At 40.2% G+C, this 19435-nt stretch carries 20 protein-coding genes; 14 read left to right on the forward strand and 6 right to left on the reverse strand.

Annotated elements, in window-relative coordinates; genetic code table 11:
• Window positions 1–25 precede the first annotated feature (25 nt).
• Genes OCI93_RS11795 through OCI93_RS11805 form a run of 3 tightly spaced genes read left to right on the forward strand, consistent with a single transcriptional unit; the run spans window position 26 to window position 3074 of the window.
• On the forward strand, window positions 26–2566 hold the full coding sequence (locus OCI93_RS11795; RefSeq protein WP_261595225.1) for an intermembrane phospholipid transport YdbH family protein: 2541 nt from the start codon (window positions 26–28) through the stop codon (window positions 2564–2566).
• The gene (locus OCI93_RS11800) at window positions 2563–2742 is read left to right on the forward strand and encodes a YnbE family lipoprotein (protein WP_261595224.1); all 180 of its coding nucleotides are present in this window, start codon (window positions 2563–2565) and stop codon (window positions 2740–2742) included. Before OCI93_RS11795 ends, OCI93_RS11800 begins: the two co-directional genes overlap by 4 nt.
• A gap of 11 nt (window positions 2743–2753) precedes the next feature.
• On the forward strand, window positions 2754–3074 hold the full coding sequence (locus OCI93_RS11805) for a YdbL family probable chaperone protein (RefSeq protein WP_261595223.1): 321 nt from the start codon (window positions 2754–2756) through the stop codon (window positions 3072–3074).
• A 73-nt stretch (window positions 3075–3147) separates the two neighbouring features.
• Here OCI93_RS11805 and OCI93_RS11810 read toward each other — a convergent pair whose 3' ends face one another.
• Together OCI93_RS11810 and waaA are read right to left on the reverse strand one after the other, a co-directional pair.
• Window positions 3148–3708 carry a DUF1415 domain-containing protein gene (locus OCI93_RS11810; RefSeq protein WP_261595222.1) on the reverse strand — a complete coding sequence of 187 codons (561 nt, stop codon included), beginning with the start codon at window positions 3706–3708 and terminating at the stop codon, window positions 3148–3150.
• Window positions 3705–4979: a lipid IV(A) 3-deoxy-D-manno-octulosonic acid transferase gene (waaA, locus tag OCI93_RS11815; RefSeq protein ID WP_261626483.1), complete on the reverse strand. Its 1275-nt coding sequence runs from the start codon at window positions 4977–4979 to the stop codon at window positions 3705–3707. The genes OCI93_RS11810 and waaA overlap by 4 nt, the downstream gene beginning before the upstream one ends.
• Window positions 4980–5157: 178 nt before the next feature.
• Between waaA and OCI93_RS11820 the strand changes: the two genes are divergently transcribed.
• Genes OCI93_RS11820 through hldE form a run of 3 tightly spaced genes read left to right on the forward strand, consistent with a single transcriptional unit; the run spans window position 5158 to window position 8711 of the window.
• Window positions 5158–6609: a capsule assembly Wzi family protein gene (locus tag OCI93_RS11820; RefSeq protein ID WP_261595220.1), complete on the forward strand. Its 1452-nt coding sequence runs from the start codon at window positions 5158–5160 to the stop codon at window positions 6607–6609.
• Between the two features lie 54 nt (window positions 6610–6663).
• A complete protein-coding gene (locus OCI93_RS11825) occupies window positions 6664–7254 on the forward strand; it encodes an SIS domain-containing protein (protein WP_261595219.1) in 591 nt (196 codons plus the stop codon).
• Window positions 7254–8711 (forward strand): bifunctional D-glycero-beta-D-manno-heptose-7-phosphate kinase/D-glycero-beta-D-manno-heptose 1-phosphate adenylyltransferase HldE, encoded by a 1458-nt coding sequence (gene hldE, locus OCI93_RS11830; RefSeq protein WP_261626484.1) that lies wholly within the window; start codon window positions 7254–7256, stop codon window positions 8709–8711. Before OCI93_RS11825 ends, hldE begins: the two co-directional genes overlap by 1 nt.
• Here the strand turns inward: hldE and OCI93_RS11835 are convergent.
• Window positions 8701–9429, reverse strand: a complete 729-nt coding sequence (locus OCI93_RS11835; RefSeq protein ID WP_261595217.1) for a 3-deoxy-D-manno-octulosonic acid kinase — start codon at window positions 9427–9429, stop codon at window positions 8701–8703. The two genes, hldE and OCI93_RS11835, sit on opposite strands and share 11 nt — an antisense overlap.
• A gap of 123 nt (window positions 9430–9552) precedes the next feature.
• On the opposite strand from OCI93_RS11835, the gene OCI93_RS11840 reads away from it, so the two are divergent.
• The 6 genes from OCI93_RS11840 (at window position 9553) to OCI93_RS11865 (ending at window position 14802) form a co-directional block, all read left to right on the forward strand.
• Window positions 9553–10599: a glycosyltransferase family 9 protein gene (locus OCI93_RS11840; protein ID WP_261595216.1), complete on the forward strand. Its 1047-nt coding sequence runs from the start codon at window positions 9553–9555 to the stop codon at window positions 10597–10599.
• Complete coding sequence (gene gmhB / locus OCI93_RS11845; RefSeq protein WP_261595215.1) at window positions 10596–11150, forward strand: D-glycero-beta-D-manno-heptose 1,7-bisphosphate 7-phosphatase; 555 nt, start codon at window positions 10596–10598, stop codon at window positions 11148–11150. Before OCI93_RS11840 ends, gmhB begins: the two co-directional genes overlap by 4 nt.
• A gap of 183 nt (window positions 11151–11333) precedes the next feature.
• Window positions 11334–12530 carry a glycine C-acetyltransferase gene (locus OCI93_RS11850; RefSeq protein ID WP_261595214.1) on the forward strand — a complete coding sequence of 399 codons (1197 nt, stop codon included), beginning with the start codon at window positions 11334–11336 and terminating at the stop codon, window positions 12528–12530.
• Window positions 12531–12571: 41 nt separating this feature from the next.
• Window positions 12572–13597: an L-threonine 3-dehydrogenase gene (tdh, locus tag OCI93_RS11855; RefSeq protein WP_261595213.1), complete on the forward strand. Its 1026-nt coding sequence runs from the start codon at window positions 12572–12574 to the stop codon at window positions 13595–13597.
• Between the two features lie 63 nt (window positions 13598–13660).
• Entirely contained in the window at window positions 13661–13978 is a 318-nt protein-coding gene (gene glpE, locus OCI93_RS11860) for a thiosulfate sulfurtransferase GlpE (protein ID WP_261595212.1), read from the forward strand.
• Complete coding sequence (locus OCI93_RS11865; RefSeq protein ID WP_261595211.1) at window positions 13975–14802, forward strand: rhomboid family intramembrane serine protease; 828 nt, start codon at window positions 13975–13977, stop codon at window positions 14800–14802. The genes glpE and OCI93_RS11865 overlap by 4 nt, the downstream gene beginning before the upstream one ends.
• On the opposite strand, the gene OCI93_RS11870 is transcribed toward OCI93_RS11865, so the two are convergent.
• On the reverse strand, window positions 14783–15178 hold the full coding sequence (locus OCI93_RS11870; RefSeq protein ID WP_261595210.1) for a flagellar basal body-associated protein FliL: 396 nt from the start codon (window positions 15176–15178) through the stop codon (window positions 14783–14785). The two genes, OCI93_RS11865 and OCI93_RS11870, sit on opposite strands and share 20 nt — an antisense overlap.
• Window positions 15179–15352: 174 nt before the next feature.
• Between OCI93_RS11870 and OCI93_RS11875 the strand changes: the two genes are divergently transcribed.
• Both OCI93_RS11875 and ubiA read left to right on the forward strand, forming a co-directional pair.
• Entirely contained in the window at window positions 15353–15901 is a 549-nt protein-coding gene (locus tag OCI93_RS11875) for a chorismate--pyruvate lyase family protein (RefSeq protein WP_261595209.1), read from the forward strand.
• Window positions 15879–16751: a 4-hydroxybenzoate octaprenyltransferase gene (ubiA, locus tag OCI93_RS11880; RefSeq protein ID WP_261595208.1), complete on the forward strand. Its 873-nt coding sequence runs from the start codon at window positions 15879–15881 to the stop codon at window positions 16749–16751. Before OCI93_RS11875 ends, ubiA begins: the two co-directional genes overlap by 23 nt.
• 97 nt (window positions 16752–16848) lie before the next feature.
• On the opposite strand, the gene OCI93_RS11885 is transcribed toward ubiA, so the two are convergent.
• Together OCI93_RS11885 and OCI93_RS11890 are read right to left on the reverse strand one after the other, a co-directional pair.
• The gene (locus tag OCI93_RS11885) at window positions 16849–17748 is read right to left on the reverse strand and encodes a LysR family transcriptional regulator (protein ID WP_261595207.1); all 900 of its coding nucleotides are present in this window, start codon (window positions 17746–17748) and stop codon (window positions 16849–16851) included.
• Window positions 17749–17858: 110 nt separating this feature from the next.
• Window positions 17859–19385, reverse strand: coding sequence for a DUF3369 domain-containing protein (locus OCI93_RS11890; RefSeq protein ID WP_261595206.1), 1527 nt, complete (start codon window positions 19383–19385; stop codon window positions 17859–17861).
• Between the last annotated feature and the right edge of the window lie 50 nt (window positions 19386–19435).

The following is a 19435-nucleotide window of genomic DNA, read 5'->3' on the forward strand; positions in this document are numbered from 1 at the left end:
CTAACTATATAAAAAGGCTAATTATATGACCTTTGGCCGATTAAAGTGGATTGGCATCATTTTATGCAGCTTGCTTATCAGCCTTTACATCGCGCGTAAGCCGCTGGTCACTGCCCTTGCAAATTACTATTTAGCCACACAAAAAATACAGCTTGGATGCTTAAATTGGTCCATCAATAGTTGGCGCTCTGTGCAAATACAGACATTATGCTTAAAACATGAGGCATTTGTTATTGAGGTCGAAGGTGTTAACTTAAATCACACCCGTGCAGCTATCAAAAAAGTGTCTATAAGTGTAAAGCAAACCCAAACCCAATCGCAGGTTGCTGCTGAGTATGTGCCGTTATCTTTAGACTTACCCGATAGACCTTTACTTAATATTGCGAGTTTACAGGTTGTTGGTAATGACTTTATACCGGCCATTAAAATGTCGATAAATGAGCATGAGCTTAACCGCTTTGACGTTCAAGGAGACGTGCAAGGTACACTGCAACTTGCACCTACCGTCATTGATGCGGATGTCGACCTAATGAGCCCTGTGATACGCAGCTATATTCCAGAATTAATAAAAGATGTGTCAGGGCGAGCCGAAATTTCTTATAGCGGCAATGCCATCAATATTGTCCTTAAACACCAACTATTAGGCAGCGCTGAACATAAATCTTGCTTAGTGCAGTTATATAGTAATGGTGTTGGTAAATTTAATATTGATTTGAATACCCAGCAGGTAAAAGCAGATTTATCAAGTCTAAACAATATATTAGAAATTGATGACTGCGACTCTTTTATACCCCATAGTTACGCTGAACAATTACGCCCTTTATTGATACAGCCTTGGCAATTGCAATTCCCAAGTGTTGCTAAAATTAAGAGTATGAAAATGCTTACAGAGTATGTGACTTTAGTAAGTGAAGACAGAAGCAGTCAATTTAACATTAAGATGCTAAAAGCTGATTTGGCAGCTAATAAGGCCAATGCAGAGTTTCAGTTGATACACCAAAGTACAAGCCTCGGTGAGCTTTCGTTTAATGGCTCAATAGCGGTTGTTAATAAACAAATCAACGGCAACGGCAGTTTTAGTTATCACAGTGATGTTTTGCCTTTGGTGCCTTTTCAAGGGCAGGACATGCAAATTGCTGGAAATGTTCAGGTAGACTTTCAAGCAGGTCAAACACGATTAAAGCTCGATGCATCAGGAGGACTGGATAATGTTGATTTTGAAGGGTATAGCGCACAGCAAAGTCGTATGACAATAAACAGTAATATTGAATTTTCAAAGTCTTTCGCAACGCATACTCAACTTACTCTGACTGTACCTGAGCTGAAAGGTCTTGGTCTAAATACCAAAAATAGTCAACTGCAACTTGACTTAAGTGTTGATACAAGCCAAATGTTGCAACTTAATGGTTTACTGTCGAGCGACCTGATAGAGAATAACTCGGTGAAGGTAAAAGGCACTAAAACACAGTTTTCTCTGGCAGGAGGTATCGAGGCCGGTGAAGTCCTTACTCAGATTGAAGGGGAAACTCAACTCGCTGCAGTGCAAACGTCAGACCTGACATTAAAAAATATCACCATTGAAAGTACAGGCCAACAAAGTCGGGGTGTTATGTTTACACACTTTATTGAAGGGGCGGGCGTTGAAGGAGTATTTAAACACCAGTATTCACCTTTGGCACATCCCTATCAATTCTTAGTAACGGCAAAGCCACTCATTGATTTACAGCGTATTGTGGGTAGTTTTGTGCCAGAACTAAAATTAGCCCAAGGTGAAGCATCTATTGAAGTTGCCGGTGACCTTAATCTGCAAACAGCTGATTTTATTGCGCGCTTATATAATGTTTCGGCTCTGTACGGTGCACATTATATTGATGACATCAATACGGTTATTGATGGTCAGTACAGTTCAGGAATGATTAATGTCGGGCCTTCTAAGCTTAATATTGCTCAGGTGCGATCTGGTGTGGTGCTTTCAAATGTATCAGCTACGTTAGGTGTTAAAGATAACCAAGCATTTTTAAGCGATATTAATGCTCAAGTATTCGATGGTCAGGTGAGTATTCCAAGGTTTAATTTATCTGCTGAACAACAACATTTACAGCTTAATGCGCAGTCGCTTGACCTTGCACTACTCGCCCAAGCTGGACGAGACGCGGGCGTAGAGCTCATGGGGCGAATATCTGGCACTTTTCCAGTGACTATTAAAGATAAAAAAATCACCGTTGAGCAAGGTAAACTGTTTAACGCGGATACTGGTAAGTTAAAAGTGGCTAAGAATGCCTCAATAGAAGCATTGAAAGCGCAGCAGCCTAGCTTAAAGTCTGTGATTGGGGTGCTCGATGATTTAACCATTGATAATTTAAGCAGTGATGTGGCACTAACTGAAGACGGTTGGCTGACATTAGCGGTGCAAATTGAAGGGGAGAATAAACCTCAATCACAGCCTGTAAATTTTAATTACACGCACCAAGAGAACATATTTACGCTTTTTAGAGCGCTGCGGTTGAGCGACGAGATAACCCAAAAAGTAGAAGATGCATTAACTAAACAGGAGCAAAGCCCATGAAATGGACTCTAATACTGGTAAGCCTAATATGGCTCAGTGCTTGTACTCATAAAGTACAAGTCGAAACCAAAGAGCCAATTACGATCAATTTAAACGTTAAAGTAGACCATGAAATTCGGGTGAAAGTTGATAAAGAACTCGATGACCTATTTAGCGATGACAGTGAATTATTCTAAGGGAGAGAAAAATGAAAGCGAATAAGTTAATTGTGGCAATTGCAGCTGTTGGTATGGCATTTTCAGCTTGGGCATTAACCTTAGATAGTGCAAAAAATCAAGGTTTAGTGGGAGAAACAGCGAGTGGTTATTTGGCAGCAGTGTCTAGCAATTCGCAAACGCAGCAACTCATTTCTGAGGTAAATACTAAGCGCAAAGCTAAGTATCAACAGTTAGCGAAAAAGAATGGGATCAGTCTGTCACAAGTGGAAGCACTCGCGGGTAAAAAGGCGATAGAGAAAACATCAAAAGGTCACTATGTGCAAATAAATGGCCGTTGGGTTAAGAAATAGCTATACAGTATTTCCTATTTCAAAACCCTTATCTAAACCTGAGGTCAGATAGTAAGCAGGTGATACAGTGCTATCACCCGCTTTTTTTGTGACAGTCTTTTAGTAGCTGTTGCCAAAATGCTTCGCCTTTTCTTCTGGCTAAGCGAATGTTATTGTCTGGGATGCTTTGAGGATCATCGTAGCTTTGCAGTGCTTGAGCCATACTTTGTTCGCGAATTAAGTGCAAGGTAGGGAAGGGGGCGCGGTTGGTATAATTTGCCGCGTCTTGCTCGTCACTATCGGCAAACACATAATCAGGGTGGAAATTTGCGAGTTGATATTTTCCTTCATAGCCTTGCACGCTGAGCATGGCATTGGCTAAGTCAACCAAGTCTAGAAAGTCGCCGAAGTCACAAAAACCATTTTCAAAAATAAGCAGTGATGTTTCTCGATTTGACTCATTGTCTAATGTGGTGCATTCATCCAGCATATCCATAACGGCATCATCATGGTTTATGGCTGTGGATACTCGATAATAAATTGTATTTTGCTCTACTTCTTGACGAGCAAATGGACAGAAGTTGTATTTAACAATCACTGAGCTAACCCAGTTTTGCATGACTTTTTGTGGCGTGAGTGAAGGATGGTTTGTCATGACTGTTCCGTGGTTTTTAATTGAGATTGCAATAAGTTGAGGGTTTTTGTTATTGCGCCTTGATTGCGCGCTAAACATGCTAAGGCTTGCTTGCCTTGTGTTTTTCTTTGTGGCTCATCATTGAGTAAAGTATTTAAAAGGCTTGCGAGCTCTTGGCTGTTGCTCACTTTAGTTGCTGCATTTAATTCAAATAGTAATGGATAGATATGAGCAAAATTATACACATGAGGGCCGGTCAAAATCGGTAATGAAAATGCAGCCGCTTCTAACGGATTATGGCCACCGCGCTCAATTAAGCTTCCACCAATGTATGCTATATCAGCACATCCAAATAACATTTTTAATTCACCGAGAGTGTCTGCTAGTAATACTTGTGATTTTGGGTCAAAAGTTGAACTACGTCGGCAATGTTGCAAAGGAGATTGTGTGAGTAACGCTTCTACTTTATTAAACTGCTCTGGATGGCGAGGAGCAATAATTAACAGCGCGCTGGGGTGAGTATTTAATAATATTTGGTGTGCAGCTAAAATTTGCTCATGCTCACCCGGATGTGTTGAACCGGCAACCCATATAGGTCGTTCAGAGAACGTTTGTTTTAGCTGGTTGGCAGTATTTTTGTCATGTTTTGTAAGCTGTATATCAAACTTGATAGAGCCTGTGACCATGACTTTGTGCGGCTCTAACCCTAAGCGAATAAAACGTTGTGCATCTTCGTCATTGTGACTGGCTAAGGTATTTATGTGCTGCATAATAAACCGGCTCAAAGGGGCGATTTTTTGATAGCCCAGAAATGATTTTTCAGATAACCGAGCATTGATGATATTGACAGGGCAGTGCAGTTGCCTTGCGTGGGCAAACAGGTTTGGCCAAAGCTCTGTTTCTAACATCACCAGGAGTTTGGGTTGCACATGGTGAATAAAACGTTTACTAGAAAAATAAAAATCAATGGGTAAGTAACACACAGTGACAGTATTACCTAGATTCTGTTCTATTTGCACTCTGCCTGTTGGTGAGTTGCATGTAACTAATATGTTCTCTAGTGGGTTTTGTTGAATAAATGTTTTTATTAATGGTGTGGCTGCAAGCACTTCTCCTACAGAAGCACAGTGAAACACCACGGCATGTTTAGGTATTTCAGTACTATAGATACCCAAACGCTCTAAAAAGTGTTGCCGATAGGCGCTTTGTTTGTTGCCACGAATTGCATACAAATACAACAAAATAAGCGGACTTAGTAACGCCAATGAGAGTGAGTAAAGTAGTTGGGTCATAAAGGCTAGGCCTGTGATCATGAAAGGTTGTTTTGAAACGTCAGATATTATGCCATTTTAACGTGTTCGATGGCTTAAGTGAAATACTATAACAAAATTACACATTTGGGGTCGTGCTCATAAAGCGGTTATTTGTTATTATGCTACTACTTTAATCTACTCATAATTATAATTCACTATGTCGTTAAAACTCTCTTCATATTTGGCTGCGCTGGCACTATTTTTTTCGAGCTACAGTTTTAGTGCGCCTACTGCATATTTGCCGATTGGTAAGGATACATTATTAGAGTACCAAATTGACCGCATGTTCGCGCTTACTGATGGTACGCCAATGGCTAAACCTTATCGTATTAGCGAAATTAACATAGCTTTGCGCCACTTACAGCGTATTGATAAACCTTTATACAGCTCAATTCGTAAGCGTTTAAAAAGGTATTTTAGTAAGGATGATGTAACACGTCAGGGAGTTAAACTTCGTTATGACTCTGGTGAAACTGTAAAACTTGCCAATGATAGAAGTAATTCATCTAATGAGTACGCAGAGGTGTCACTCGAAGGTGTATGGCGAGGGAGTGAAAGTTCCTTGCTGCAGTTAGGAATGGACTATCGAGTTCGCGAAGGTGATTTGGTGCCTTACAATACTTTCTATGCATTAGGCGGTGATACTTTTCAATTAAATTTGGGCTATAAAGAGCATTGGTTTTCGCCTTTTAAAAGCTTTGCACAAGTTTACTCAAATAATGCGAAGCCTTCTCCGTCAATATCTTTAGGTTTAATTGCGCCATTACAAAACTGGTGGAATTTTGACTTTGAATTGTTTTATTCAGAATTAGAATCGGTAGAAAATGGCATCGTATATCAAGGCAAGCTTCACGGTGGTTCACCCAAGCTTGCTGGTACTCATTTTAGCTTTGAACCTATTGCAGGCTGGAAGATAGGCATTAATCGTATGATGCAATTTGGTGGTGGGCCAAGAAAGGTTGGCACAAGTGATATTATCAAAGCATATTTTGACCCAGCTGGTAGTGACAATAAAACGGCTGAATTGAGTCAAGATGACGAACTGGGCGACCAATGGGCGACTATCACCAGTACCATAAGAACTGACTTTTATACGCCAATTGAGTGGTACTTTGAATATGGTGGTGAAGATACTAAAGGCCATAAAAACTATCAATTTGGTAATACGACCAACAGTATTGGCTTCTATTTGCCACAACTAACAAATACCACAACACTGCGCTATGAATATACCAATATGCACAGTCTTTGGTATGTAAATGAGATTTATCCGAAAAGTGGCAATACCATCAAAGGTGCAGTAGTGGGTCACTTTGCTGCTGATCATCGAGTGTTTGGTGATGCAGCGCCAAGTCAAATTCATACAATTGAAGCGACTTACAATAGTGATAGCAACTCAATGTGGCGAGTGAAATATACACAGATAAATAATGAGAGTAACTATCTTAATGAGCTCAACCAAATCGGGGCTGAATATGAGCAGGCCAGAGCTGTTGAACTAAGTAATAGTCAAAGAATAGATGGTCGTCAGGTAGAAACTACCTTGAGCTTTGGCACGGATGTGTTTGGTGAAAATTATACTTGGCTTTCGCTCAATGTATACTGGTAACCTTGTACGATATTAATAAAGTTTATACCCGAAAGTGGTAATTTAGGAACAGATATGTCGCAAAATGAGCAAATTGAACAAAGTTACTTAGCGAGCCTTGAACGCCACCAATTGTTATTTGAAACAATGGCAAACTATCACCAAGAATGTATCAGACTGCTAGAAGCATGTCATAGTACATTAGCTAAGGGTGGTAAAGTGATTTGGTTTGGTAATGGTGGTAGCGCTGCTGACGCGCAACACTTAGCTGCGGAATTTGTGGTGCGCTATAAGTTAGAACGAGGCCCGTTGGCATCGATTGCTTTAACGACTGATACATCGATTCTTACTGCACATAGTAACGACTATCATTTTGATACTGTTTTTGAGCGCCAAGTGCAAGCTTTATGTAAACCAGAAGATTTAGTCATTGGTTTAACTACCTCAGGCACGAGTAACAATATTAATTTAGCATTAGCGGCAGCTAATGAGATTGGTGCCAACACGGTCGCGTTAACAGGTCGTGATGGGGGAGATGTAAAAAACATCGCAAAATTACCAATTATCATTAAAAATGATGAAACAGCACGTATTCAAGAAGCGCACATGTTTATTGGGCATTGGTTATGTGAAGCCGTTGATATGTTGGTTGCGGAGCAGCTGTAATGGACTTTTTTCGCTTACAGAACTTAAATCAGGCTCGCATTTTGGTTGTGGGTGATGTGATGCTTGACCGATACTGGTTAGGTGATACTGCGCGAATTTCTCCAGAAGCGCCAGTGCCTGTTGTTAAGGTAAATAGTTTAGAAGACAAAGCGGGTGGTGCAGCAAACGTAGCTAAAAATATTGCTCATTTAGATGGTCATGTTGGTTTGCTAGGACTAATCGGTGAAGATGACAATGGGCAGTCTTTGACGCGTATTCTAGAGAATGAAAAAATTGCGTCTCAGTTGGTTAGTATCGAAGAATTACCAACCATTGCTAAAATGCGTGTAATTAGTCGTCATCAACAGGTTGTACGCTTAGACTTAGAAGAACCATTTACCGAACAACATAGCCGTTTGCTTCTAAAGCGACTTGAGCAAGTTATTGATAGCTATGATTTTGTGCTCTTTTCAGATTACAACAAAGGTGCACTTAGCTCGATTAAAGATATGATTGCCCTAGCAAAAAGTGCAGGGAAAACGGTATTAATTGACCCCAAATCTAGTGATTTATCTTTGTATCGGGGGGCTGATTTTATTACTCCAAACTTAAATGAGTTTAAGCTTGCAGGTGGCCTGCTAGATAGTGAAGACACATTGACGCAAAGCGCGCGAAAGTTGATTGCAGACAATGGCATTGGCGCTATGTTGTTAACACGTTCGGAACAAGGTATGTCACTCATTTCTCAGACTGAAAAGTATGACTTTCCAGCTCAAGTGCTAGAGGTGAGTGATGTTACTGGTGCCGGTGATACGGTGATAGCGACGCTTACCACGATGCTTGGTGCAGGTATGCAACCTAAAGACGCTGTTGAGGTAGCGAATATCGCAGCAGGTATCGCAGTGAGTAAGCTCGGTGCCGCAACGGTTTCTCCTGAAGAGCTCAGTCGTAAAATGGGTCAGTACTTACGAGAAACAGGTGAGCACTATCAAACACCATTTGACGATGTGTTTAAGCATGTTGCTTTTGCCAAGAAAAATGGTGAAAGAATCGTCTTTACCAATGGTTGTTTTGACATTTTACATGCAGGGCACGTACGTTATTTGGCACAAGCAAAAAGTATGGGCGACCGTTTAGTTGTTGGGCTAAATAATGATGAGTCAATCACGAGGCTTAAAGGGCCTGAGCGGCCGATTAATTCATTACATGAACGCGCCATGGTATTGAGTGCTTTGGCTTCGGTTGATTGGGTTATTCCCTTTGGTAGTGAAGCTGAAAATGACACGCCAGCTAAGTTAATTGAGCAAATAAGCCCTGATACCTTAGTAAAAGGGGGGGATTATAAAGTTGAAGATATCGCGGGAGCTGACTTTGTGCTGAGTCAAGGTGGTCAGGTTGAAGTGTTGGCATTTTTAGACGGTTGCTCTACGTCGGGCATCATAGCAAAAGCCAAACTGGGTAAAAAACTTAAACTTTAACTGTTTTCAATGAGTTTAAGTAAGATTGGTGTAGTAATTGCCAATCGTCTTTGGTGAAATTAAAGGCCGGCCATTTGCCGGCTTCTTTATTAAATGAGCGTTGTAAGCGGCTAATGTTTTCTTTTTGCCAGCTAGATTTCGGTGAGCGTAGTTGGCCTCGGTCAAAGTCAATCAGATATACCTGACCGTCGTCACTAAATAATATATTATTAATATTTAAATCTGCATGAAAAACACCAGCGTTGTGAAAGTTGGCAAGCGTTTGAGCCACTAATATTAGCTCTTCTTTGCTTGTACTACGCGCTTGTAATACTTCACATAGACTTTTAGCGCCACTAATTGCATGTGTAATTAAGTCACCGCGATAAATTATACCGCTGCGCGTTACTTTTGCTGCAATAGGCTTTGAAATAGATAAGCCTAGAGCGTCAAGTTGACATAAAAGGGTAAATTCTTGATATACACGGGTGTTTTTAAAACCGCTAAAAAAGTATTGATCAGACAAAAATTTACCGGCTATTCCACCACGCCAATAGTGCTTTAGTACATTCACTTGTCCATCATTTTTAAAAAACCAAGCGGTCGCACGGCCTTGTTTAGTCGCAACTATCGCATTTTTTTGTTGCCAATATTTGGCATCAAACCAATTTAATGTAATTGGATAGCTAACCGACTCAGGTGTAAGTAAATAATGATTATCAATGATGGTTGTTTTCATGCAAAAAAATGTGCTTATGAACAATTGCGTCAAGTGTAACGTTTTTTTTGTCGGCCATAAACTTGCAAAGCAAATTGATTAATTTAAGATCTGGGCCAAAGATTTTTGATAAGCAGGAAATTTGTGTCTCAAGCTCCTCGTTCTATTTGTATTTTAAGGTTATCGGCCATTGGCGACGTCTGTCATGCAGTTGCGGTTGTACAAGCAATTCAATCGCAATATCCAGAGGCGTCAATCACGTGGGTAATTGGCAAGGTTGAAGCGATGTTGCTGGCCGAATTGCCCGGTGTTGAGTTTGTTATTTTTGACAAAAAACAGGGTAAAGCAGCTTATCAAAGCCTTAAACAAACTTTTAAAAGCCGAAAGTTTGATGTGCTGCTGCACATGCAAGTGGCATTTCGTGCCAACTGGGCTGCACGTTGTATTCCTGCCAAGATAAAAATAGGCTTCGATAAAGGGCGTAGTAAAGAACTCCATTCGTTATTTGTTAAGCAACGTATTAAGGCGCAAACCGAACCACATGTACTAGAGGGTTTTCAAAATTTTGCACGTGCCATTGGTGTTCAATGTGATACACCGAGCTGGCAAATGCCCATAACGGTGCAACATGAGCAGCAGGCACAAATGCTATTAGCTGATTGTAATGATAGAGTGTTTGTTATTTCACCCGCGGCCAGTAAAGCCGAGCGAAATTGGTTAGCTCAGCGTTATGCCCAACTTGCAGAACACGCAGCTGCGCGTGGTTTCTCTGTTGTTATAACGGGTGGCCCTACTGCCATGGAAGAAGACTTGGCAAAGCAAATTATAGCGCATGCACAATGCAATATTATCAATCTGGTCGGTAAAACACAGTTAAAAGTGTTGTTGGGTGTGCTCAAACAAGCTTCCTTAGTGCTAGCACCTGATACAGGTCCGGCGCACATGGCAGTAACCGTGAATACACCGGTGATAGGTCTTTATGCTCATTCTAACCCTAAACGTACTGGCCCCTACTTGTATCAAGATTATGTTGTGGAGGTTTACCATAAAAATTTACTAGAACAAAGAGGTAAAACAGCACAGCAATTGCCTTGGGGTATGCGTGTAAAAGGGAGCAACTTAATGCAGCAAATTACAGTAAAGCAAGTAGTGGAAATGTTTGACCGTGTAGTGGAAGCTGAAAAGTTATGATTAAGAAACAAAACAAAGCAATATTCTTAGACCGAGATGGCGTAATAAACGTTGACCATGCTTACGTACACAAAATCGAAGACTTTCATTTTATTGATGGCGTTTTTGAAGCATGTCAGCAATTTGTGGCTATGGGTTACATCATCGTAGTTGTTACCAATCAATCTGGTATTGGCCGTGGTTATTATAATGAACAGCAGTTTGCCACACTAAGTGATTGGATGTGTAATGAGTTTGCAAAGCACCAAATTTCAATAAGTAAAGTGTATTATTGCCCACACCACCCTGACAAAGCAATTGCGCCTTTTAAGCTTGACTGTAATTGCCGTAAACCAAACCCAGGCATGTTATATGAGGCCATCGAAGAGTTTAATATTAATGTTAGTAGTAGTGTTATGGTGGGCGATAAATTATCAGATATTAAGGCGGCAAGAGCCGCGGGTATAAAAACAGCAATTTTGGTGGGATCAGGCCACTCACTTAGTGATGAGGCTAAAGACCACGCTGACAATGTTTGTGCATCACTACAGCAGGTGCCTGCATTGCTGTAACTTATCTCAAAAGTGTTTACTTGACGTGTTATCACACGATAATCACAACCCGTGCAATTGGGGCTTTAACCTTTTACAATAGCAGCCCAGTTTTTTGATTTACCCTGTATGCGTTTTGACACTCTCACTTAATGATAATAGTGGCGCGTACATTGGGACCCGTGCAAATAATGGAGACTCCAAATGAGAGCATCGGCCTTTTACAGCCAGCTACAACAACAGCTTGAAGATGTTAAAGCTGAAGGTTTATACAAAAGTGAACGTGTGATCACTTCTTCTCAACAAGCGCAAATAGCGGTTGAAAGTGGTGAATCAGTAATTAACTTTTGTGCGAACAACTACTTGGGGCTTGCCAATAACCCAAGCCTAATCGCTGCAGCAAAGCAAGGATTAGACGCACATGGCTTTGGCGTAGCGTCTGTACGCTTTATTTGTGGCACACAAGATATTCACAAAACACTTGAAGCTAAAATTAGTGAATTTTTACAAATGGAAGATACCATTTTGTATTCTTCGTGCTTTGACGCGAACGCAGGCTTATTTGAAACTATTTTAGGCCCTGACGATGCAATTATATCAGATGCACTAAATCATGCTTCAATCATTGATGGTGTTCGTTTGTGTAAAGCTAAACGTTTCCGCTATGCTAATAATGATATGACTGATTTAGAGCAGCAGTTAATTGCGGCTACAGAAGCTGGTGCAAAAACTAAATTAATTGCCACAGATGGTGTGTTCTCGATGGATGGCGTGCTGTGTAATTTAGAAGCAGTGTGTGATTTGGCCGATAAGTATGATGCATTAGTTATGGTAGATGATTCTCATGCTGTTGGCTTTGTTGGTGAAAATGGCCGTGGTACGCCTGAGTATTGTGGTGTAATGGATCGAGTTGACATTATCACTGGTACTTTGGGTAAAGCACTTGGCGGTGCTTCGGGAGGTTACACATCTGCTAAGAAAGAAACGGTTGAGTGGTTACGTCAGCGTTCACGTCCATATTTATTTTCAAACTCACTGGCTCCTTCTATTGTTACTGCTTCTATCGCTGTATTAGATATGCTCAAAGACGGTAAAGCGTTAAGAGATACTTTGTGGACCAATGCAGCCTATTTCCGTGAAAAAATGGAGGCGGTAGGTTTTACTTGTGCAGGTAAGGATCACGCAATCATTCCAGTGATGTTAGGTGATGCAAAAGTTGCGGCCCAAATGGCTGACAAGCTATTGGCTGAGGGCATTTATGTAACAGGTTTTTCCTTTCCTGTTGTGCCAAAAGGGCAGGCTAGGATCCGTACTCAGATTTCAGCAGCGCACACACGTGAGCAGTTGGACAAAGCTATTGATGCCTTTACACGTATTGGTAAAGAGCTGGGTATTATTTAATTTTAAAGTGAAGCTTCGGCTTCCTTGTTTGAGTAACAATTATGAAAGCTTTATCTAAGTTAAAAGCCGAACCAGGTATTTGGATGACAGATGCGCCCAAACCGGAAGTAGGGCATAACGATCTGTTAATTAAAATTCGTAAAACGGCTATTTGTGGAACAGACGTACACATTTATAAATGGGATGAGTGGGCACAGAGTACGATTCCTACCCCAATGGTTGTGGGTCATGAGTACGTAGGTGAAGTGGTTGATATGGGACAGGAGGTTCGTGGCTTTGACGTTGGTGACCGAGTGTCAGGTGAAGGTCATATAACATGTGGGCATTGCCGGAACTGTCGCGCTGGGCGTGTTCATTTGTGCCGTAACACAACCGGTGTAGGTGTTAATCGCGAAGGTGCTTTTGCTGAGTACTTAGTAATACCTGCATTCAATGCATTTAAAATTCCAGATAACATATCTGATGACTTAGCTTCAATATTTGACCCGTTCGGTAATGCAGTGCATACCGCCTTGTCATTTGATTTAGTGGGTGAAGATGTACTTATAACAGGTGCTGGTCCTATTGGCATAATGGCTGCCGCGGTTGCTAAACATGTTGGTGCTCGTCACGTAGTGATCACCGATGTCAATGAATATCGCTTAGATTTAGCGCGTAAAATGGGCGCAACTCGTGCGGTAAACGTGGCCAATGAAAAGCTTGAAGATACCATGACTGAGCTTGGCATGACAGAAGGGTTTGATATTGGTTTAGAGATGTCAGGTGTGCCTGTTGCGTTCAATAGCATGCTAAATAATATGAATCATGGTGGAAAAATAGCGATGCTTGGGATTCCGCCTTCTGATATGGCTGTTGACTGGAATCAAGTGATTTTTAAAGGGTTAGTAATTAAAGGTATTTATGGCCGAGAAATGTTTGAAACGTGGTACAAAATGGCCAGTTTAATTCAATCGGGGCTAAACCTAGAGCCTATCATTACACACCAGTTCCAAATAGATGAATTCCAAACAGGCTTTGACACGATGATCTCTGGTCAATCTGGTAAAGTGATCTTAAACTGGGGTTAACATCCAACTTTTAACACATGAAAGGCGGCATCAGGTCGCCTTTTATATTTTGAGTAGTAATTTATGACAATGAAACATATATCAGTAACCCAAACCAAAGCGTTACTTGAGCAAAAAGATGTAATAGTTGCTGATATTCGCGATGAAAATAGCTTTGCACAAGGCCATATTCCTGGCTCAGAGCATTTATCTAACGCTAATATTGGCCACTTTATGCAAGAAAAAGAGTTTGATCAACCGATCATTGTTGTTTGTTATCATGGTATAAGTTCACAAGGTGCTGCAAGTTATTTAATAGAGCAGGGCTTTGAAGATGTGTATAGCATGGATGGTGGTTTTACTCAGTGGGCTTCACAGCTGCCGGATTGTATTAATAAATGATTTTGCTGGGCACATTTAATAATCCACGCGCTGTTCAGGGCGCAGCCGATTACTTTAAAATGCAAGGCGTGCTTGTGAGCCTTCGCTCAAATGATGGTATGACTGTTGAGGCTTGGGTTGCGGATGAGCACCGTGAGCAAGGCGCTATATTGTGGCAAGATTTTTTGAATGACCCCTATCAAGAAAAATACTCTAGTGCATCTTGGCTTAGTGGCGAAGCGAACTCCCCACTAAAGTACGGTGGTAGTGAACTGAACTTAATGCAACGCTTTCATGCGTTACATTGGTTTTTAAAAGTAATTTTTGGGCTTGGTTTAATTGTATTTGGTAGTTTCTATATTTTTGATGCGAATACAACCTTTAATTATCTACAATTTAAGCCTGACACTCCAATAAGTTGGGTAACACCAGTATTGCTGCACTTTGGTGTATTACACTTAGTTTTTAATTTAAGTTGGTGGCTTCATCTTGGCCAGAAAATAGTAGAGCGAACGAGCCCTCGCTACTTGTTTTTACTATTTTTTATTAGCTCGATAGTAAGTAATTGGGCTCAGTATTTAATGGTTGACAGCCGCTTTGGGGGGCTCAGTGGTGTTGTTTATGCTTTGTTGGGCTTTGCTTGGGTATACAGTGTAAGGCATCAATCTGAGCCTGAGTTAGTCAGCAAACCGGTGGTTGGCTTTATGCTACTTTGGATGGTGTTTGGCTTCACCGAGTTATTTTTTATTAGCATGGCTAACTGGGCTCATTTGTTTGGGTTACTCAGTGGTATTCTGGTTGCTTTTTTACAGCCGACAAAGCGTACTAGTGATAGAGATACTTAGTAAACAATACGTCTCTAATTATCTCACTGCCAGTCTCTTCTTTTAGTAGGCTCTTTAATTTATCTGCACAGCGCTGTCTTATCTCTTCTCGGCCAGTAAGAGACTTTATGGTTTCTTCAGGCTCTTTACTTAAAATTTGAACGATGGCGTCTCTAAGTAATGGTGTATGGTGTTCAACAACACTGATATTACCTACATCATCTAACATCAAGTCAACGGTTACTCGCACGTAACCAAGCTTCTTATTTGATTGGCCAATATAGTTTGTGATTATGTCTGGTTCAAAACCAAAATAGCCTACGTTAGAGTTCGCACGAACGCCAAAACAAGTGATGACGAGTGTAAAAACTACGAGTAAGTAATAAGGTTTGTTCATAACAATTTGAAATCCCATTAGTTCAACTGCGAATTGGCACTGTTAAGTGTATACTTAAATGCAAGTATTTTACATATTTGTAGTGGATATCTTATTAAAATATCAGCAAACTTTTGTGTAAGGCTTGGTGGTGCTATGATGTGATGAGTTTTTAGAAGAACAGATAGAGTTGTGTTGAGAACGCCTTTTTCCATTGACTTTGCATGGCAATTAGCCTCAGAGTCCGCTCATTTACCAAATGATGATGTAAATATTATATTAGACAGTGGGTCATTAACCGCGCTGCTAAAACAGCACTTTGAACAATTTAGAGTTGATGTGTTACGGGAGCAGTGGTTAGCTTGCGAAGTACAACATAAGAAAGTTTTAGGTCAACAATGCAAGCAGTTACAATGTCGAGAAGTGTTACTTGTATGTGATGATGTGGCTAGAGTGTATGCTCAAAGCTGGATTAGTACACAAGCTTCAGATTTGGGAGTTCGAAAGCTGGGTAATAAGCCGCTTGGAGAGGTTTTATTTCAAGATGCAGCTTGGCAACGCTCACCAATTGAAATCGCGCAGATTAACTATCAACAAGGATATGAATCCTTACTTAAAGATTTGCATTTACCGTACAAGAATATGTTTGCACGGCGCAGGGTGTTTTCATACCAAGATGCCAAAATCATGGTCTGCGAAGTTTTTTTACCTAAGGTTCACTATGCAACTCAATTCGCTTCATAAATCGCATATTTCTGCTTATTTACGCTTAATGCGAACTGATAGGCCAATAGGTACCTTGTTGCTGTTGTGGCCTACTTATTGGGCATTATGGTTAGCAAACTCAGGTGTACCACCTTTAGGGCTGTTAGTTATTTTTAGTTGCGGTGTCTTTATTATGCGCAGTGCTGGGTGCGTAATTAATGATTTTGCCGATAGGAAAGTGGATGGTGCAGTCAAACGAACGTCGCAACGTCCGCTGGCAACAGGGGAAGTAAAGCCAGGTGAAGCATTAAGCTTATTCGGCTTGCTTATTATTTGTGCATTTGCATTGGTGTTAATGCTTAATTGGCAAACTATTTACTTGTCTGTTGGAGCCTTAATGCTTGCAGCATGCTATCCATTTATGAAACGTTATACACATTTACCGCAAGTGGTATTGGGAATGGCGTATAGTTTTTCTATTCCGATGGCGTTTATGGCAAGTACAGAGGAAGTGCCTAATTATGCTTGGTTACTTTTTACTGCGAATGTGCTTTGGACTATAGCCTATGACACAATGTATGCAATGGTTGATAGAGATGATGATTTAAAGATTGGTGTAAAATCTACCGCTATATTATTCGGGCGTTATGACAGGCATTGGATTGCAGTTTTTAATATTATGTTTTTAGCAATTTTATCTTATATAGGCATTGTTCAGTCACTACAGTGGCCCTACTTTTTTGGGTTAAGTATTTCAAGTTTATTACTCATGTTGTTACAGCGAGCGATTCATAAGCGTGAGCGAGATAGCTGCTTTAAGGCTTTTTTAAATAATAATCGGGTTGGCTTTACTATTTTTATTGCTATAGCTGTGAGCTATCTGGTTTAGTTTTATTATATGGCTCACTCTTGTTATTTCTTAGTGCTCAAGAATGAAAAAAGAAGTGCATTTGCACCTCTTTTTTAAGTCATTTATCTTTGTAAGTCTACATATTTGAAGTGCAGGCTTTAGATTTTGCTGACGTCTCTATAAGACCTAATAAATGCGTGATATGGCTATCACGACTAACATGATGATTAGTCTGAACTACTAATTGCTCATGGTTAATATCTTTGTTAGTTCTTAAAATAACTAAATTAGGGTCTTGAGCAATGGTATTGGCGTGCTCAATACTCGCAATAGCAAAATGACTTGACTGTTTTAGACCCTCAATTACTTGATCTATATTGCCAATTTTCATACTGCTACTTTTATTGAGTCCTTCAACGGCTTCATTGAGCATAGATTGAACTTGCTTCGATTGTGAGAAACATCCATACATTGGGAAATCATATAGCTCTTCCTTGCGTAATGAGTCTTTACTTGCAAGTGGGTGATGTTTTGCAACAAAAAGTATAAGCTGATCTGGCAGGTAAATATTACTAACGACATTACTTGCGCTTTGCAAATATACGCTAATATCAATTTCACCAAGCTGTAATTTACGTGTTAGCTCATGCTCATCTTGTAACTGCATCTCGATTTTAATGTTCGGGTAATCAGCAAGAAACTGACCACAAGACATAGGTACTATAGAGCTGGCTTCACTGGTGTAACCAATAACAAGCTTTTGTTGATCTCTACCAAACAAACTCTGTTTGATTGTTTTCTTAGTTAACTCAAGCTCTGACAGCGTTGTTTTGCAATAACTCAAAAACATTTCACCCTGCTCTGTAAGTCTTACTGAGCGTGTTGAGCGTTTAACAAGCTGGCAGCCTATCTCATCTTCCAATGTTTGAATACTTCTAGTTAAGGCTGAAGTACTTATTTTGGTTTGTTCCGCTGCTTGTCTGAAATGGCGCAAATTGCCTAAAGCTACAAACTGTTCTAGTTGTTCAAATCTCATTTGAAATTCCTTTTAATTTCTACTTATCACATACTGTTAATGTGTTTTCCTAATACTAATACAAGTAAAGGAAAATTGAAAGTGAAAATTTTACATTTTTGCTTACAAAGTTAATCGGGGTAACTATCTCTAATTGCGATAAACTGATTTAAATTGTTTATAAATAAATCAACGAGTTTAGGGTCAAATTGCTTCCCTTTTTCAGATTCTATTAGTGTGAGTACCTTCTCTAGAGGCCAGGCGGGTTTGTAACATCTGTCACTCCCTAAGGCATCAAATACATCAGCTAGAGCTGTTATTCGTCCAACTATATCTATTTTCTCACCTTTTAAGCCTCTCGGATACCCCGTACCATCCCATTTTTCATGATGCTGATGCGCTATTGTAGCGCCACATTGTAAAATTTCGTTAGAAGAATGTTGTAAGATTTCGTAACCAGTCTGTGCGTGGGTCATCATAATCTGCCATTCACTTGGTGTAAGCCTATCGGGTTTATTCAAAATATTATCTGGAATACTGATTTTCCCAATGTCATGTAAAGGAGAAGCAAGTTTAATAATTTCAGCATGATAGTCTGAAACTCCATAGAGCTGTGCTAATAACATGCTGTAATGAGCAACCCGTTTAACATGAGAGCCAGTTTCTTTAGATCGGCGTTCAACGGCTTCACCGAGGATATAAGATAGCTCTTTTTGTGAATCTTTCACTGTTTCTCTAAGCTTAATATTGTCATAAGCGAGTGCAATATTGTTTGCAAAAAACTCAAGTAACTGTCGGTCGGTACTTTTCATGTGTGAATCTTTACCAACATAGAGCATGGTTTCCCCTCCACCAGCTGAAGGAAAATAGCCAACATACTCTGTTTCGGTAGAACGAGAGGCTTTAATATTATGAGATTCAATGAATAACTCTCTAACATGCTCAGGAATAGTCGACGTTTTTGGTTCTATCCCCTCGCCTGAAGCGGCCAAAAGCTTGAACTTTGCACCTGACTCTTTTGAATGGTTAATAGCTGCAGCACAATAAATATCATTGTCATTTAAACCCATTACATTGGAGACATGTGTTAAAATTGTTGATGCAAATTCACGTACACTGTTGCATTGTAAAAATGAAGATGATGCATTAATGATTTGCTCGAGACCTCGCTTATGACGTTCAATGGTTTGAATATCCCGATGGGCACGCAATGCCGAGTAAAGTAAGGTTTTTAATTTAACGGCTGTTAACTCTGTTTTATTTTTGTAATCATTAATATCATAGTCTCTGATCACTGATTCTTCTGGCGCTTCGCCAGGTTGCCCCGTGCGTAAAATTAAACGTACATCATGATTTGCTAAATCATTTCTAATATATTTGATAAGGTCCAAGCCAGCATGGTTTGTTTCCATTACAACGTCGACTAACCCGACAGAGATTAGCTGCTCTTTGGCAAGAATTTCTTTTGCTTGCTGTGCAGAGTATGCATGATGAAATCGCAGCGACTTTTGTTCAAATTCGAAACCCGATAGCACTAATTTTGTTACTTGATGAATGTCTTCTTCATCATCCACAATGAGAATATCCCAATGCTCAGATGCAAGGTGTGGGTTATTTGGCTCTTCTATTAACTCATCAGAGAAAAGATAACTGCTCACTCGCTGCCCCTTTAATGACTATTTACTTAGTTAGTATAGTCATTAAAGTG

This window comes from Pseudoalteromonas holothuriae (assembly GCF_945859825.1).
Lineage (GTDB): Bacteria > Pseudomonadota > Gammaproteobacteria > Enterobacterales > Alteromonadaceae > Pseudoalteromonas > Pseudoalteromonas holothuriae.

Excerpts from the sequence above, each read along its gene's own strand:
- OCI93_RS11795 (WP_261595225.1), top strand. The coding sequence starts at position 26 with ATGACCTTTGGCCGATTAAAGTGGATTGGCATCATTTTATGCAGCTTG.
- OCI93_RS11800 (WP_261595224.1), top strand. The coding sequence starts at position 2,563 with ATGAAATGGACTCTAATACTGGTAAGCCTAATATGGCTCAGTGCTTGT.
- OCI93_RS11805 (WP_261595223.1), top strand. The coding sequence starts at position 2,754 with ATGAAAGCGAATAAGTTAATTGTGGCAATTGCAGCTGTTGGTATGGCA.
- OCI93_RS11810 (WP_261595222.1), bottom strand. The coding sequence starts at position 3,708 with ATGACAAACCATCCTTCACTCACGCCACAAAAAGTCATGCAAAACTGG.
- waaA (WP_261626483.1), bottom strand. The coding sequence starts at position 4,979 with ATGACCCAACTACTTTACTCACTCTCATTGGCGTTACTAAGTCCGCTT.
- OCI93_RS11820 (WP_261595220.1), top strand. The coding sequence starts at position 5,158 with ATGTCGTTAAAACTCTCTTCATATTTGGCTGCGCTGGCACTATTTTTT.
- OCI93_RS11825 (WP_261595219.1), top strand. The coding sequence starts at position 6,664 with ATGTCGCAAAATGAGCAAATTGAACAAAGTTACTTAGCGAGCCTTGAA.
- hldE (WP_261626484.1), top strand. The coding sequence starts at position 7,254 with ATGGACTTTTTTCGCTTACAGAACTTAAATCAGGCTCGCATTTTGGTT.
- OCI93_RS11835 (WP_261595217.1), bottom strand. The coding sequence starts at position 9,429 with ATGAAAACAACCATCATTGATAATCATTATTTACTTACACCTGAGTCG.
- gmhB (WP_261595215.1), top strand. The coding sequence starts at position 10,596 with ATGATTAAGAAACAAAACAAAGCAATATTCTTAGACCGAGATGGCGTA.
- OCI93_RS11850 (WP_261595214.1), top strand. The coding sequence starts at position 11,334 with ATGAGAGCATCGGCCTTTTACAGCCAGCTACAACAACAGCTTGAAGAT.
- tdh (WP_261595213.1), top strand. The coding sequence starts at position 12,572 with ATGAAAGCTTTATCTAAGTTAAAAGCCGAACCAGGTATTTGGATGACA.
- glpE (WP_261595212.1), top strand. The coding sequence starts at position 13,661 with ATGACAATGAAACATATATCAGTAACCCAAACCAAAGCGTTACTTGAG.
- OCI93_RS11865 (WP_261595211.1), top strand. The coding sequence starts at position 13,975 with ATGATTTTGCTGGGCACATTTAATAATCCACGCGCTGTTCAGGGCGCA.
- OCI93_RS11870 (WP_261595210.1), bottom strand. The coding sequence starts at position 15,178 with ATGAACAAACCTTATTACTTACTCGTAGTTTTTACACTCGTCATCACT.
- ubiA (WP_261595208.1), top strand. The coding sequence starts at position 15,879 with ATGCAACTCAATTCGCTTCATAAATCGCATATTTCTGCTTATTTACGC.
- OCI93_RS11885 (WP_261595207.1), bottom strand. The coding sequence starts at position 17,748 with ATGAGATTTGAACAACTAGAACAGTTTGTAGCTTTAGGCAATTTGCGC.